Source organism: Nocardia sp. NPDC051929 (genome assembly GCF_044548645.1).
Classification (GTDB): Bacteria; Actinomycetota; Actinomycetes; order Mycobacteriales; family Mycobacteriaceae; genus Nocardia; species Nocardia sichangensis.
The window spans coordinates 391,659-406,183 of sequence record NZ_JBIUCG010000001.1; the positions used below are offsets into that span (position 1 = coordinate 391,659).

Below are 14,525 nucleotides of genomic sequence, written 5' to 3' on the forward strand. Positions count from 1 at the left end.
GGCCCCTGCTAGAGTTAACGGGAACGATTTCCATTATGATCTAGAGCACGGCCAGGAGTACCCCACGTGAGAACCCGATTCGCCATCAGTTGCGCAGGTATCGCCGTGGGAGTCGTCTCCGCCCTGACGCTGACCGCCTGCGGCGGCTCCAACGACGACGGACGCCCGACCGTCGTCGCCTCCACCGACGTCTGGGGCGATATCGCCGCCGCCGTCGCGGGCCCCGACGCCGCCGTCCGGTCGCTGATCACCGATCCGTCCGCCGACCCGCACTCACACGAGACCTCCGCGGTCGAGTCGGCGGCGCTCAGCGATGCCGACCTCGTGGTCTACAACGGCGGCGGCTACGACCGGTTCGCCGAGAAGGCGGTGGCGGGCACGAACAAGCGCACCGTGGACGCGTTCGCCCTGCGGGCCGATCAGAGCGACAACAACGAGCACGTCTGGTACGACGTGCGCACCGTCGACGTGGTCGCCGACCGGATCGCCGCCCAACTCGGCGAACTGGACCCGGGCAAGGCCGCGGCCTACGCCGAGCGCGCGACGACGTTCAAGAACCGGCTCGCCGCGGTTACCGCCATCACCGGCGCACTCGCCGCCGAGCATCCGAAAACTCCGGTGCTGCAGACCGAGCCCCTCGCGCACTATCTCCTGGTCGCCACCGGAGCCGACGACCGGACTCCGCACGAGTTCCAGGAAGCCATCGAGCAGGAGACCGACCCGGCCCCGGCGGCCGTCGCGGCGACGCAGGACCTGCTCACCGGCAAGCGGGTCCGCGCCCTGATCTACAACGTGCAGACCGAGGACAAGATCACCAAAGACCTGCGCGCGACCGCGCGGAGCGCGGGCGTCGCCGTCGTCGAGGTGACCGAGACCCTGCCCGACGGCGTGGATTACATTCAGTGGCAGACGAAGAACGCGCAGGCGCTCGCCGCCGCGCTGGGCTGAGCAGATGAACAAGGGAGCCGCGCTGACCGCACACGCCGACGAGGTGGAACGGCGCTCGACCATCGGCGAATCGGCCGCGGTGCGACTGGAGGCCGCCCGCTTGTCGTTCGGAGACCGAACCCTTTGGGAGGGGCTGGATCTCACTGTCGCGCCGGGTGAATTCGTCGCGGTCCTCGGGCCGAACGGTTCGGGCAAGACCTCGCTGCTGAAGGTGCTGTTGGGTCAGGTCGGCCTGAGTTCGGGCGCGGCTCGGATCGCGGGCTCTCCCGCGCGCACCGGCAATCACGACATCGGCTACATACCGCAACAGAAGACGATCGACGCCGGGGTGCAGTTGCGCGGCGTCGATCTCGTCGGCCTCGGCGTCGACGGGCATCGCTGGGGGCTCGGGCTGCGCTCCCGCGCCGAACGCAGGCGGAAGGTGGCCGCGGCCATCGCCGACGTGGGCGCCGAGCGATTCGCCCACGCGCCACTGGAATCCATGTCCGGCGGGGAACAGCAGCGACTGCGGGTGGCGCAGGCGCTGGTCGGCGATCCGAAGGTGCTGCTGTGCGACGAACCGTTGCTCAGCCTTGACCTGGCGAATCAGCGACTCGTCGCCGAGCTCATCGATCGCCGCAGGCGCACTCACGACACCGCGGTGCTCTTCGTGACGCACGAGATCAACCCGATCCTGCCCCTGGTGGACCGGGTGCTGTACCTGGTCGACGGCAGGTTCCGGATCGGGACGCCGGAAGAGGTGATGACCTCGGCGGTGCTGTCGGAGTTGTACCGCACCCAGGTGGACGTACTACGGGTACGCGGGCGTCTGGTGGTCGTCGGCACCGGCGACACCATGGACGCGCTCGGCAGCGCGGGCGGCCACTGCCACGGCCCGGCCGGCGACGAGTTCGCCCACGGCGATTCCGCCGGTAGCCCCGCACCGGACGATGACTCCACCTCGACCACGGGATCCGTCGAAGAGCCGGTCCCCTCAGCACATGCCGCCGTCGCCGCTACCTCGACCGACACGGAAACCGGCACACGAACCAGCCGCTCGGCAATCAACGGCAGCGCCCCGGCCGAACGAACACCGGCAGTCCCGACGACCGCCGCCCCGACTTCAGGCCGATCGCCGACCACCGACGAGGCACGCGTCGCCGCTACCTCGACCGACACGGGAACCGGCACACGAGCCGGCCACGCGGCGACCCGCGGCACCGCTCCGGCCGAACGAACACCGGCAGTCCCGACGACCGCCGTGCGCCCGAACTCGGGCCCACCCTCGACCATCGATGTGACGAGTGGTGGCTCGACGCCGATCGACCCGAAGACCAACGAACCGGCGGTGAGCAGTGCGCCGATGACCGAACCGACATCGAGCAGCCTGGCATCCGCGGTCGACACATCGCCCAGCCCGGCGAACGGCAACGCGGCAACGGGCGACGTGGCGTCCGGACACCCGATCCACGGCAACGGTTCGACGGCGGCCCACGCTTCGGCGGAGCGTGGCCAAGGCGACGGCGACCGTCCGACGGCGGATCCCGAGCAGAGCGGAGTGCGTTCGTGACCGACAAGCTCTCCAGCGTCCTCGGCAAGATGCTCGACTTCGGCACCACGGCGAACCTGCTGTCCTACGGTTTCGTCCAGCAGGCGCTGCTCGCGGCGGCCCTGCTGGGGCTGCTGTCCGGCGTGATCGGTCCGCTGATCATCAGCAGGCAGATGTCGTTCGCAGTGCACGGCACCAGCGAGCTTTCGTTGACCGGAGCCGCCGCCGCGCTGCTGGCCGGTGTCGGCGTCGGTTTGGGGGCCATCGCGGGGTCGGTGGTCGCGGCGGTGTTGTTCGGCCTGCTCGGCGCGCGGGCGCGGGAACGCGATTCGGTGATCGCCGTGGTGCTCTCGTTCGGGCTCGGACTCTCGGTGCTGTTCCTGTGGTTGGGCCCCGATCGCGCGGGATCGAAATTCTCCCTGCTGACCGGCCAAGTGGTCAGCGTCGGCAACAACGGGCTCGGCCTGCTCGCCGTCTGCACCGCCGGAGTGATCGCGGTGCTGGCCTTCGTCTACCGGCCGCTACTGTTCGCCAGTTCCGACCCGGAAGTGGCCGTGGCGCGCGGTGTCCCGGTGCGGGCGCTGTCCATCGTGTTCGCCGTCCTGCTGGGCATCACGGCGGCGTTCGGGGTGCAGATCGTCGGCGCGCTGCTGGTCCTCGCCCTGCTGATCACCCCGGCCGCCGCGGCCGCCCAGCTCACCGCGGACCCGGTTCGAGCGACCGTGCTCGCCGTGGTGTTCGCTGAGATCGCCGCCGTTGGCGGCATCCTGCTGTCGCTCGCGCCTGGCGTCCCCGTCTCGACCTTCGTCACCACGATCTCGTTCCTGATCTACCTGGCCTGCCGCCTGCTCGGCACCCGTGACCGCAGACTCGCGCACGCCCGCTGAAGGCGTCGTGCGCCGGTCTACTGACGCCGCACCGGCATGTCGAAAAGTTCTCGCGATCGACGTCCGGGTGATGGCGGTGACCTCATGGCGAGCGCAACGCCGAGCGGTGCCGCGACCGCCAGTCCAGCGGCTATCAGTGCTGATCAGCGCCTAGCTCGGAAACCGACCAACTTGATGGCAGCCGCCTTCAGTCGTTGGCGAAAGCTTTCGTATGCTCGACTCATCGCGCCCCCGAACGAATGGTGACCAACGATGATCGACTTCGCGATTCCCGCCGACCTCGCCGCCGAACGCGACCGAGTGCGCCGCTTCGTCATCGACAAGATCGTCCCCTACGAGCGCGACCCGCGCCTGACCGCGCACGGACCGACCGACGAGCTGCGGCAGGAACTCGTCGAACTCGCCCGCGCCGAGAAGCTGCTCACCGTGCAGGCGCCCGATTCGCTCGGCGGACGCGGACTGACCCACATCGAGCAGGCGGTGATCTACGAGGCGGCGGGCTGGTCCACGCTCGGCCCGGTCGCGATGAACTGCGCGGCGCCCGACGAGGGCAATATGTTCCTGCTGTCCAAGGTGGCCGATCCCGACCAGGTCCAGCGTTACCTGGCCCCCGTGGTCGCGGGACACCAGCGTTCGGTCTTCGCCATGACCGAGCCCGACGGGGCCGGCTCCGACCCGGCCCAGCTGGCCACCAGCGCCGCCTTCGACGGCGAGAACTTCACCATCAACGGCCGCAAATGGCTGATCACCGGGGCGAACGGCGCGAAGACCTGGATCATCATGGCCCGCCTCGCCGCCAACCCGCATCTGCCCGAGGGCCCAACGCTGTTCCTGGCCGACGGCGCGGAACCCGGCATCGTCATCGAACGCACGATGAACACGATGGACCGCAACTACGTCGCCGGGCACGGTGTGGTCCGCTTCGACAACCTGACTCTGCCCAGGGAAGCGCTGCTCGGCGAGGCGGGCCAGGCGCTGCGCTACGCCCAGCTCCGGCTCGCCCCCGCCCGCCTGACCCATTGCATGCGGTGGCTCGGCGCGGCCGAACGCGCCCAGCACATCGCCGTCGAGCACGCGCGCACCCGCACCGCGTTCGGCAAGCCGATCGGCGAACACGAGGGCGTGTCGTTCATGCTCGCCGACAACGAGATCGCCCTGCACCAGTGCAGGCTGACCATCTGGCACGCGTGCTGGCTGATGGACAACGGCGAGAAGGCACGGCACGAGAGTTCGATCGCCAAATCGTTCGTGTCCGAGGAGTTGTTCAAGGTCGCCGACCGCTGCGTGCAGGTGCTCGGCGGCATCGGCATCAGCGACGAGACAGTTGTCGAGATGATCTTCCGGGACATGCGCGCCTTCCGCCTCTACGACGGGCCCACCGAGGTGCACAAGTACGCCATCGGGCGCAAGGTGCTGCGCGGATAGCCGAGGACTTTCGGCCCCGGGTCAGCTCCGCGCGCGTCGGCTAACATCCTGTGGCATGAGTTCGGAACTGCACGTCGACGTCTCCCGGGGCGTCGCCGTGCTCACGCTCAACCGGCCCGCCCAGCAGAACGCCTTCACCCCCACGATGGCCGCCGAGTTGGGCGCCGCGTTGCAGCGCTGCGATTCGGAAGACGCCATCCGTGCCGTGATCATCACCGGCACCCCGCCCGCGTTCTGCGCGGGCGCGGACCTGTCCAATCGGGTGGGCGAGGTCAGCGCCACCATCGATCCGCCGCCGTGGCGGGTGCGCAAACCGGTGATCGCGGCCGTCAACGGCCACGCGGTCGGCATCGGCTTGGCCCTGGCCTTGCAGTGCGATCTGCGGTACATGGCACGTGACGCGGTGTACGGGCTGAATCAGGTCCGCCGCGGCGTGCTGGCCGACGGCTACGCGCACTGGACGCTACCCAGGCTGGTCGGCATGGCCAACGCCGCCGACATCATGCTGACGGGGCGCACCTTCGACGGCGACGAGGCGAAGGCGATGGGCGTGGCCAACAGCTCGCTACCCGCGGGCGAGGTGCTACCGACGGCGCTGGCCGTCGCGCACGACATCGCGAACGGCTCGGCGCCGCTACCGGTGGCACTGTCCAAGCGGCTGCTCTGGGAAGGGCTCGGGATGAACCCGGCCATGGTCGGTCAACTGGAAACCGATCTCAACCAGCACGCGACCAAGAGCATCGACGGCGGCGAGGCCATGGCCGCGTTCCGGGATCGCAGGCAGCCCAGCTGGTCGGGCAGCGTCAGCACGGAATGGCCGGCCTGGGACACCGCCGGGCGCGAACGGCCCAGTCTGGACTAGGCGGCTCGCCCGGCTGGGTGCGATGCCCCGCGAATGTCACCGCCGGCGGTAGCGCCCCTTCGCCCCACGCGGGCCTCCGTCAGCGCCGCTCAAGCATTACCGCCGAGCACGATGAACAGGAACAGCAGCGCGAAGACGATCATCAGGACGGTGCCGATGACGCCGAGGACGTAGCCGACCAGCACCTGAGCGCGACCACCGTACGCGCCGCCGGATTCCTCGATCTGGTCGAGCGCGCGCCGTCCCAGCGCCCACGCCACCGGCCCCAGCACTCCGCAGCAGAGGACGCTCGCCGCGCCGAGAAACAACACCGCCGTCGCATTCGGATGCTCGACCGGCGCGCCAATGGGCTGATTGGGTATCACCACCAGCCGAATTCTACTGGGCTCCTCGGCGTCTCCGGGTTTTTAGGCCGTATGGATCGGGAGCCGCGAGATTCGGGGGCAGGTCCTGCGTTCAGTGGTACTCGGGTTCTGGGCGTGCCCGGTGAGCTACCCATGTTCTGGCTAGATCAGTTGTTGCGCTGCGTTTTTCGTTGCGAACTACGAGCCGTCCGCAGCTCGGAGCGTGCCAGTGCGACGTGGGACACCCGGAGCCGGGCAACGGGAGTCCAGCACGGGAACGTGCTCAGGCGCGGCGTTGGCGGGCGACTTCGGACAGCACCACACCGGCGGCGACCGACGCGTTCAACGATTCCACCGGGCCCGCCATCGGAATCGACAAGATCGAGTCACAGGACTCCCGCACCAGGCGGGACAGTCCTTTGCCCTCCGAGCCGACCACGATCACGGTCGGCTCGCGACCGTCGAAATCGTCCAGCGTGGTATCGCCACCGGCGTCCAAGCCGACGACCTGAATGCCCTGAGCCGCCCAATCCTTCAGCGTGCGAGTGAGATTGGTCGCGCGGGCGACCGGAAGCCGAGCGGCGGCGCCCGCGCTGGTGCGCCAGGCCACCGCGGTGACGCTCGCGCTGCGTCGCTGCGGGATCAGGACGCCGTGGCCACCGAAAGCCGCCACGGAACGCACCACCGCGCCCAGATTGCGCGGATCGGAGATGTTGTCCAGCGCCACCAGCAACGCGGGCTCGGCGGCATTGCGCACCCGGTCGAGCAGATCGTCCGGGTGGGCGTAGCGATACGGCGGCACTTGGAGCGCGACACCCTGGTGCAAACCGTTGGCGCTCAACCGATCCAAGTCGGTGCGCGGCACCTCCAGGATGGAGATACCGGTGTCGGCGGCCAGCCGCACGCTCTCGGTCAGCCGGTCGTCGTTCTCGGTGCCGACCGCGACGTACAGTGCCGTCGCGGGCACGCCGGCACGCAAGCACTCGACCACCGGGTTGCGCCCGAGCACCAACTCCGGCCCGTCCTCGGTCTTGCGTCCGGCGGGCCGTGCCGCCGCGCCACGAGCGGACGGACGGCCCTGCGCGGCTTTGGTTTTCGCGGCCGCGCGCTTGGCGGCGGGATGCTTGGTGCGCATCTCGGCGGGCGGGGTGGCGCCACGCCCCTCCAGTCCGCGCCTGCGCTTGCCGCCGGAGCCGACCACGGCGCCCTTCTTGCTGCCGCTCTTGCGGACCGCGCCGCGGCGCTGCGAATTGCCTGCCATCACTTGGCCTTTCCGGGTTGCGGCGCACCGAGCGCCCATTCGGGACCGCCGGCCGTGTCGGTGACCTCGATCCCCGCGGACTGCAGACGATCGCGCACGGCGTCGGCGGCCGCCCAGTCCTTCGCGGCCCGCGCCTCCTGACGGCGGTCGAGTTCCGCACGCACCAGCACGTCAAGAGCGCCGAGCGCGGCCGAGGAATCGCTCGGGGCGTACCAATGCGGATCGAGCGGGTCGACACCGAGAATGGCGAGCATGGCGCGCACCTGGCTCGCCAGGTCGCGCGCGGAGTCGATCGCGCCGACCTCCAGCGCCTTGTTGCCCTCGTGCACCGCGCGATGGATCTCCGCCAGCGCCTTCGGCACCGCGAGATCGTCGTCGAGTGCGGCGGCGAACGCGTCGGTCCACTTGCCCACCGGGATCTCACCGGCCCGGTCCACCACCCGGTTCACGAACGCCTCGATGCGCTGATAGGACTGCGCCGCGTCGTGCAGCGCCTTGTCCGAGTACTCCAGCATCGAGCGGTAGTGCGCGCTGCCCAGGTAGAACCGCAGTTCGACGGCCCGCACCTGCTTCAGCACGTTCGGCACGGAGAGCACGTTGCCCAGCGACTTGGACATCTTCTCCCCGCCCATGGTCACCCAGCCGTTGTGCAGCCAGTACCTGGCGAAGCCGTCACCGGCGCCCTTCGACTGGGCGATCTCGTTCTCGTGGTGCGGGAATACCAGATCCATTCCGCCGCAATGGATGTCGAATTCCGCACCGAGATAGAACTCGGCCATCGCGGAGCACTCCAGGTGCCAGCCGGGGCGGCCGGGGCCCCACGGGGACGGCCAGGTCGGCTCGCCCGGCTTGGCCGCCTTCCACAAGGTGAAGTCACGCGGATCGCGTTTGCCTTCGCCCGCGCTCTCGCCTTGATGCACGTCGTCGAGCTTGTGGCCGGACAGCTTGCCGTAATCGGGGTAACTGACCACGTCGAAGTAGACGTTGCCCTCCGAAGCGTAGGCGTGACCGCGATCGATCAGCCGCCGCATCATCTCGACCATCTGCGTGATGTGGCCGGTGGCCCTGGGCTCCGCGGACGGCGGCAGCACACCGAGCCGTTCGTAGGCGCGATCGAAGGCGCGCTCGTGCGTGGCGGCCCACTCCCACCACGGCCTGCCCGCCTCGGCGGCCTTGGTGAGGATCTTGTCCTCGATATCGGTGACGTTGCGGATGAAGAAGACGTCGATGTCATGCGCGAGCAGCCAGCGTCGCAGCACGTCGAACGCGACTCCGCTACGCACATGGCCGATGTGCGGCTCGCCCTGCACGGTAGCGCCACAGAGGTACACCGAAGCACGGCCGGGGACCAAGGGCGCGAAATCGCGCACGGTCCGCGTGTCGGTGTCAAAGAGGCGCAGCGTCACGGCAGTCGATCCTAGCTGGTGTATAAGGTCGTTCACGGACCGGCTCGGGTCCGTCGGAGCTGGATCAACGACAGGCTTGCAGCAAGGCCGTCGCCACGGCGGCGACGCCCTCGCCGCGACCGGTCAGGCCGAGCCCGTCGGTGGTGGTGCCGGACACCGAGACCGGGGCGTCGAGCAGCTCGCCGAGTACCTGTTGCGCCTCGGCGCGCCGAGGCCCGATCTTGGGGCGATTGCCGATCACCTGCACCGCGGCGTTGACCACCTCGAAGCCCGCCTCGTCCAGCAGGCGGCGCACTTCCTTCAGCATGGCCGCGCCGGAGACGCCCGCCCATTCGGGGCGTCCGGTGCCGAATACCGCGCCGACATCGCCGAGGCCCGCCGCGGACAGCAGCGCGTCGCAGAGGGCGTGCGCGGCGACGTCGCCGTCCGAGTGGCCCGCGCAGCCGTCGTCGCCGTCGAACAGGAGACCGGCCATCCAGCAGGGCCTGCCCGCTTCGATCGGATGGACGTCGCTGCCGATGCCGACGCGCATGGTCACGGCGTCACCGCCCGTCCGATGCCCGCGCCGTCGAGCACCGCGTCGGCGAGCCGGAGGTCGAGTGGAGTGGTGATCTTGAAGGCGAGCGGATCGCCGGGAATGGTGTGGACCGCGACGCCCAGCCGCTCGACCAGGCCCGCGTCATCGGTCGCCTGGATGCCCTCGGGCGCGTAGGCGGAGCGCAGCAAGTCGGCCGCGAAACCCTGCGGCGTCTGGATCGCGCGCAACCGGGCGCGGTCGGGCGTGCCGGTCACCGCGCCGACCGCGTCGACGGACTTGATGGTGTCGGCCACCGCGAGCCCGGGGACCACGGCGGGACGGCCCGCCCGCAGTTCCGCCGCGACCCGGGCGATGAGCTCGGGCGGCGTGAGCGCCCGGGCGGCGTCGTGCACCAGAAAGTAGGCGGCGTCGGGCGCCGCGGCGATACCCGCCCGCACCGAGTCGATGCGTTCGGCGCCGCCGACGACCACCTGGACCGAATTCGTGGGCGGCAGCAGGGCACCGGCGCTGTCGACGAGTTCGGCGGGAACCATCACGATGATCCGCTCGACCGCGCCGGAGGCGATCAAGCCTTCGACGGCGAGCCGGACCATGGGTGTGCCGCCGACCGGGACGAACGCCTTGGGTGCGGATTCACCCAGACGCACGCCACGACCGGCGGCAGGCACCAGAGCAACGACGGGTCCGTCGGTGGAACGGACACCGTTGTCAGGTGTGTTCACGGTCAGGAAGCCGCTGCGAGGACCTCATCGAGCAGGGTCTCAGCCTTGCCGTCATCGGTGCCTTCGGCCAGCGCGAGCTCACCGACAAGAATCTGCCGAGCCTTGGCGAGCATGCGCTTCTCACCCGCGGACAGGCCGCGGTCCTGTTCCCGGCGCCACAGATCGCGGACGACCTCGGCCACCTTGTTCACATCGCCGGAAGCGAGCTTCTCGAGGTTGGCCTTGTAGCGGCGGGACCAGTTGGTCGGCTCCTCCGTATGCGGCGCGCGAAGCACCTGGAAGACCCGATCGAGACCCTCCTGACCCACGACGTCACGCACGCCGACGTATTCGGCGTTCTCCGCGGGAACCCGAACAGTGAGATCGCCTTGGGCGACCTTCAGGACCAGATACTCTTTTTGCTCACCCTTTATGGTGCGAGTCTCGATTGCTTCGATCAGCGCCGCTCCGTGGTGGGGGTAAACGACGGTGTCTCCGACCTTAAAAATCATGTGTCCCGTGCCCCTTTCGATGTTCACAGTTTAACATGCGACTCGATAACGGCGCGATCAACTGTGCAGGTCAGGGCCACAACGAGGCAACCGTGGGGCTTGACAGATGCCAGGCTGTGTGCATTACGTTGTGCCAGAACGGGTTATCTCCCGGCTGGAGTCGGCGCCGCTCGCCGCCCACGCGTCGGCACCTTCGTGGCAACCTCCGAAGTTCGATCGAACCGTTATCGACACGCCGGGTGTCGGCGCGGACGCCCCCGTGGCCCCGTCGCATGCGCCCGGGCCGAACCCCGAGTTCGACCCGGCCCCCGCGCCCGGGCTCTCGAGGGAACTACTACGCTGCCTAGTTACTACGCTCCCGCGCGGAGCCAGAGCCCGGTCGACATGGAGGGACAACCCGTGACTGCCCTGAAAGCTGTGACCGCCCCGAAGGGGGCGCGACGTCGCATGGTGACGGTTGCCGCACTCGCCGCCGGAGCGGCGATCGCGCTGTCCGGCTGCGGCGCGGGCCAGATCGCGCAGACCGCCGAACAGGTCGCCGCCGTGAACGGCAACCACGCCGACGTGGGCCGCATCGCGCTGCGCAACGTGCACATCGTGTACCCGTCCGAGGGCACCGCGTACAACAACGCCAAGGGCGGCAAGGCGCTCATCGCGCTGTCCATCATCAACAACGGCGAGTCCGTCCCCGACGAGCTGACCAGCATCACGACCGACCTCGGCACCGTCAAGATCACCCCCGCCTCCGGCAAGTCGGTCGTCGAACTCGCCCCGCAGCAGACCGTCGTCGCGGCGAGCCAGCCGGTCAAGCGCGAGGCCGCGTCGACCACCACCAGCGCCGCGCCGACCACGAGCGCCGGTGCGCCCACCTCAGCGCCGCGCTCCGCCGCGCCGACCACCACCGCCGAGTCGCACGGGTCCCCGGCCACCGAGGACCCGGAGGCCAACCCGATCCTGATCGAGATCACCGGCCTGACCAAGGACATCGCCCCCGGCCTGACCTACAACGTCTCGTTCAACTTCAAGCAGAACGGCACCGTCCAGGTCCAGGTCCCGGTCGACGCGGGCCAGCACACCGAGCGCCACGAGTCCGACAAGTCGGGCCCGGCCGAAGCCGAGCACACCGGCGGTCACTGAGGCTGTGTCTGATTCGCAGCGCCTGCGGCGCTGCGTGTTCGCGGCGCAGACGCTGGAAATCAGACACTGTCGGCCCTGGTGCGTATGGTGCCGGTGTGGCAAAGACCAAGCCGACCTTCCGCTGCTCCGCCTGTTCGCATGAAGTCGCCAAATGGGTGGGCAAGTGCCCCGAATGCGGGGCTTGGGGCACCGTCGACGAAGTAGTCGCCGCGGCAGGTGCGGTCGGGTCTCCTGGGCGCAAGGCGATGTTGCCGAGCACCGCGGCCGCGCCGATTTCGCAGATCGATTCCAAGGTCACCAGAGCGCGGCCGACGGGCGTCACCGAGTTGGACCGCGTGCTCGGCGGCGGGGTGGTGCCGGGATCGGTGGTGTTGCTGTCCGGCGAGCCCGGGGTGGGCAAGTCGACGCTGCTGCTCGAGGTGGCGCATCGCTGGGCGGCTCAGCGCGACGAGAAGTCGCTGTACGTCACCGCCGAGGAGTCGGCGGGGCAGGTCCGGCTGCGGGCCGATCGCACCGGCGCGGTGCACGACCGGGTCTATCTGGCGGCGGAATCGGACCTGTCGATCGTGCTGGGACACGTCGAGCAGGTGCGGCCGACGCTTCTGGTGGTCGACTCGGTGCAGACCATGCTCGCCCCGGAGGTGGACGGCGTGATCGGCGGCGTCACCCAGGTGCGCGAGGTGACCGCCGCGCTGACCTCGCTGGCCAAGGCGAGCGGGATCGCGGTGCTGCTGGTCGGGCACGTCACCAAGGACGGCAACGTCGCGGGCCCGCGCACGCTCGAGCACCTGGTCGACGTGGTCCTCCAGTTCGAAGGCGACAAGAACTCCACGTTACGCATGGTGCGCGGCATCAAGAACCGCTTCGGCAGCGCCGACGAGGTGGGCTGCTTCGAGCTGCACGAGGACGGCATCGCCTGTGTCGACGACCCGTCCGGCCTGTTCCTGCACCATCGAACGGATTCCGTGCCGGGCACGGCGGTGACTGTCGCGATGGACGGCAAGCGTCCGCTGGTCGGCGAGGTGCAGGGCCTGACCGTGAAGACCGAGATTCCGCAGCCGCGCCGCGCGGTGAGCGGTCTGGACTACAACCGGGTCGCCATGGTGCTGGCCGTCCTGCAGAGCCGCGGCCGGGTGTTCCTCGGCAAGAGCGACGTCTACGCCGCGACGGTCGGCGGCATGCGCCTGGTCGAGCCGTCCGCCGACCTGGCCATCGCGCTCGCCATCGCCAGCGCCGAGTCCGACGTCCCGATCCCCCCGGGCTGGGTGATCCTCGGTGAGGTCGGACTGGCCGGTGAGGTCCGCAAGGTAACCGGCCTCAACCGCAGACTGGCCGAAGCCGAACGCCTCGGCTTCACCACCGCCCTGGTACCCCCCGGCCTCGCCCCGGTGAAAAGCACCATGAAGATTCACGAGGTCACCGACCTCCGCTCCGCCATCCGCATAGCGGGCCTGCGCAAACTACGCGCCGCCCCTGAGGAGGCCGCCAGCTGACCTACCCTCTCAAGCGATGTTGAACGGCTCGGCCATGCTGCGTACCGAACCCAATTGCGCGACAACGCTGTACGCACCCGGTGGGACTTGGACGCGTTCGCCCGCGCAGTTGGGCTGGGATGTGGTGCCCGACCAGGTCACCGTGAACGCGGCCTGCTCGCCGCGGCTCATCGTGCGGATGTCGGGCTGGCCGTCCGGGTAGCAGTCGGTGCTCGACCACAGGCGCCGCTGGCCGTCGAGCGTGTGCACCGACACCTGTTGCAGACCGGAACCCATATCGCGGGTGCAGGCCATCGCCGAGATGTTGGTGATGACGATCCCGAACACCGGCTGCTCGCCCGTCTTGTAGGTGGGCTGCTCGACGGTCACCTTGATCGCCAGCGATTGGTCCGGGCACGGGCCTGCCGCGACGCTGGTTGCCGCCGCGGAGGACTTCGGCGCGCCGGACTCGCCCGACGGCTTGGCCGCCGCGTCGGCGGACTTGGTCACGACCGAGCTGGTCCCGGCGGCCGCGGTGTCACCGGGCGAGTCGCCGCCACGCGCGACCGCGAGCACGACCCAGATCACCAGCGCCAGGGCCACCACCAGGATCCCGATGGCGAACACGCGTCGACGCCAGTAGATCTCCGGTGGCAGCGGTCCATTCGGTTCCAGCACGCCTCAACGGTAAGGGCACCATCGGGCGCATCGTCTCAGGGGCACGGCGTGTCGGCCGCCCGCACCCGAGGGCGACGAGTACATTCCGCCGGCACGCTGGGGCGATGGCGGGCGCGCGGCAGCCTCAGACCACCTCGCCGATGTTGCCGACAACCCGGTGCAACTGCACTTTGCCCTCGGCCAGTTTGTAGGTCACGCAGGCGATGGCGCACTCACCGGTCGCGACCCGCTGCGAGATGATCATCGACCGCTGCATGAGCAGGCGGCTGGTCTCCACCACGTGCCTGGCCTCCATCTCGTCGACGGTGGACAGGCCTTCGCGCCGTCCGACCAGGATGGACGGCGCGACCCGCTCGACCACGCTGCGGATGAATCCGCCGGGCACCTCGCCGCCGTCGAGCGCGTCGATAGTGGCCTTCACGGCTCCGCAGCTGTCGTGCCCGAGCACTACGATGAGCGGCACGTTGAGCACCTGCACCCCGTACTCGATCGAGCCGAGCACCGAGCTGTCGACCACATGGCCCGCGGTACGCACCACGAACATGTCGCCGAGGCCCTGGTCGAAGATCAATTCGGCGGCGACCCTGGAGTCACCGCAACCGAACAGGATCGCGTGCGGGTGCTGGCCGCTGACGAGTTTGGCCCGGTCTGCGGCGCCCTGGCTAGGATGCAGCAGCGCACCGCTGACGAAGCGCTCGTTGCCTTCGCGCAGGGACTTCCAGGCACTGATCGGGTTGGAATCCGGCATACCGACCATTGTGCAGGACAGTTACGGTTACCAGCGAGTTCGGCCGGTTACAGGCGGGCAAATACCGTCTGGCGGCAG

Annotated in this window: 14 protein-coding genes and 1 pseudogene; 7 read left to right on the plus strand and 8 right to left on the minus strand. The window is 69.4% G+C overall.

Annotation, left to right across the window (positions count from 1 at the left end; genetic code table 11):
• Nucleotides 1–66 precede the first annotated feature (66 nt).
• From ACIHAX_RS01615 to ACIHAX_RS01635, 5 genes and pseudogenes are all read left to right on the plus strand, one after another.
• Nucleotides 67–948 carry a metal ABC transporter solute-binding protein, Zn/Mn family gene (locus ACIHAX_RS01615; RefSeq protein ID WP_397275233.1) on the plus strand — a complete coding sequence of 294 codons (882 nt, stop codon included), beginning with the start codon at nt 67–69 and terminating at the stop codon, nt 946–948.
• A gap of 4 nt (nt 949–952) precedes the next feature.
• A pseudogene (locus tag ACIHAX_RS01620) lies at nt 953–1,810 on the plus strand (metal ABC transporter ATP-binding protein); the annotation flags it as partial.
• Nucleotides 1,811–2,493: 683 nt separating this feature from the next.
• The gene (locus ACIHAX_RS01625) at nt 2,494–3,363 is read left to right on the plus strand and encodes a metal ABC transporter permease (RefSeq protein WP_355076743.1); all 870 of its coding nucleotides are present in this window, start codon (nt 2,494–2,496) and stop codon (nt 3,361–3,363) included.
• 252 nt (nt 3,364–3,615) lie between these two features.
• Nucleotides 3,616–4,788 carry an acyl-CoA dehydrogenase family protein gene (locus ACIHAX_RS01630; RefSeq protein ID WP_397275236.1) on the plus strand — a complete coding sequence of 391 codons (1,173 nt, stop codon included), beginning with the start codon at nt 3,616–3,618 and terminating at the stop codon, nt 4,786–4,788.
• Between the two features lie 55 nt (nt 4,789–4,843).
• Nucleotides 4,844–5,650, plus strand: coding sequence for an enoyl-CoA hydratase-related protein (locus ACIHAX_RS01635; RefSeq protein WP_355076739.1), 807 nt, complete (start codon nt 4,844–4,846; stop codon nt 5,648–5,650).
• An 89-nt stretch (nt 5,651–5,739) separates the two neighbouring features.
• Here the strand turns inward: ACIHAX_RS01635 and ACIHAX_RS01640 are convergent, their stop codons facing one another.
• From ACIHAX_RS01640 to carD, 6 genes are all read right to left on the minus strand, one after another.
• Nucleotides 5,740–6,018, minus strand: coding sequence for a DUF4190 domain-containing protein (locus tag ACIHAX_RS01640; protein WP_356963572.1), 279 nt, complete (start codon nt 6,016–6,018; stop codon nt 5,740–5,742).
• Between the two features lie 259 nt (nt 6,019–6,277).
• Nucleotides 6,278–7,255, minus strand: coding sequence for a 23S rRNA (guanosine(2251)-2'-O)-methyltransferase RlmB (gene rlmB / locus ACIHAX_RS01645; protein ID WP_356963571.1), 978 nt, complete (start codon nt 7,253–7,255; stop codon nt 6,278–6,280).
• The gene (gene cysS / locus ACIHAX_RS01650) at nt 7,255–8,661 is read right to left on the minus strand and encodes a cysteine--tRNA ligase (protein WP_397275238.1); all 1,407 of its coding nucleotides are present in this window, start codon (nt 8,659–8,661) and stop codon (nt 7,255–7,257) included. Before cysS ends, rlmB begins: the two co-directional genes overlap by 1 nt.
• Before the next feature lie 64 nt (nt 8,662–8,725).
• Nucleotides 8,726–9,193 carry a 2-C-methyl-D-erythritol 2,4-cyclodiphosphate synthase gene (ispF, locus tag ACIHAX_RS01655; RefSeq protein ID WP_062968866.1) on the minus strand — a complete coding sequence of 156 codons (468 nt, stop codon included), beginning with the start codon at nt 9,191–9,193 and terminating at the stop codon, nt 8,726–8,728.
• A gap of 2 nt (nt 9,194–9,195) precedes the next feature.
• Nucleotides 9,196–9,921 (minus strand): 2-C-methyl-D-erythritol 4-phosphate cytidylyltransferase, encoded by a 726-nt coding sequence (gene ispD, locus ACIHAX_RS01660; protein ID WP_397275240.1) that lies wholly within the window; start codon nt 9,919–9,921, stop codon nt 9,196–9,198.
• Nucleotides 9,922–9,923: 2 nt separating this feature from the next.
• Nucleotides 9,924–10,412 (minus strand): RNA polymerase-binding transcription factor CarD, encoded by a 489-nt coding sequence (gene carD, locus ACIHAX_RS01665; RefSeq protein WP_011206964.1) that lies wholly within the window; start codon nt 10,410–10,412, stop codon nt 9,924–9,926.
• Nucleotides 10,413–10,811: 399 nt separating this feature from the next.
• On the opposite strand from carD, the gene ACIHAX_RS01670 reads away from it, so the two are divergent.
• A complete protein-coding gene (locus ACIHAX_RS01670) occupies nt 10,812–11,549 on the plus strand; it encodes a hypothetical protein (RefSeq protein ID WP_397275242.1) in 738 nt (245 codons plus the stop codon).
• Between the two features lie 95 nt (nt 11,550–11,644).
• Nucleotides 11,645–13,042, plus strand: a complete 1,398-nt coding sequence (radA, locus tag ACIHAX_RS01675) for a DNA repair protein RadA (protein ID WP_397275244.1) — start codon at nt 11,645–11,647, stop codon at nt 13,040–13,042.
• Between the two features lie 9 nt (nt 13,043–13,051).
• Here radA and ACIHAX_RS01680 read toward each other — a convergent pair whose 3' ends face one another.
• Both ACIHAX_RS01680 and ACIHAX_RS01685 read right to left on the minus strand, forming a co-directional pair.
• Nucleotides 13,052–13,699 (minus strand): hypothetical protein, encoded by a 648-nt coding sequence (locus tag ACIHAX_RS01680; RefSeq protein WP_397275246.1) that lies wholly within the window; start codon nt 13,697–13,699, stop codon nt 13,052–13,054.
• Between the two features lie 124 nt (nt 13,700–13,823).
• The gene (locus ACIHAX_RS01685; protein WP_355076724.1) at nt 13,824–14,447 is read right to left on the minus strand and encodes a carbonic anhydrase; all 624 of its coding nucleotides are present in this window, start codon (nt 14,445–14,447) and stop codon (nt 13,824–13,826) included.
• Between the last annotated feature and the right edge of the window lie 78 nt (nt 14,448–14,525).

Bases quoted from the DNA above. Each gene is read 5' to 3' on its own strand.
- ACIHAX_RS01630 (WP_397275236.1), top strand. From the start codon at position 3,616: ATGATCGACTTCGCGATTCCCGCCGACCTCGCCGCCGAACGCGACCGA.
- ACIHAX_RS01635 (WP_355076739.1), top strand. From the start codon at position 4,844: ATGAGTTCGGAACTGCACGTCGACGTCTCCCGGGGCGTCGCCGTGCTC.
- rlmB (WP_356963571.1), bottom strand. From the start codon at position 7,255: ATGGCAGGCAATTCGCAGCGCCGCGGCGCGGTCCGCAAGAGCGGCAGC.
- ispF (WP_062968866.1), bottom strand. From the start codon at position 9,193: ATGCGCGTCGGCATCGGCAGCGACGTCCATCCGATCGAAGCGGGCAGG.
- carD (WP_011206964.1), bottom strand. From the start codon at position 10,412: ATGATTTTTAAGGTCGGAGACACCGTCGTTTACCCCCACCACGGAGCG.
- ACIHAX_RS01685 (WP_355076724.1), bottom strand. From the start codon at position 14,447: ATGCCGGATTCCAACCCGATCAGTGCCTGGAAGTCCCTGCGCGAAGGC.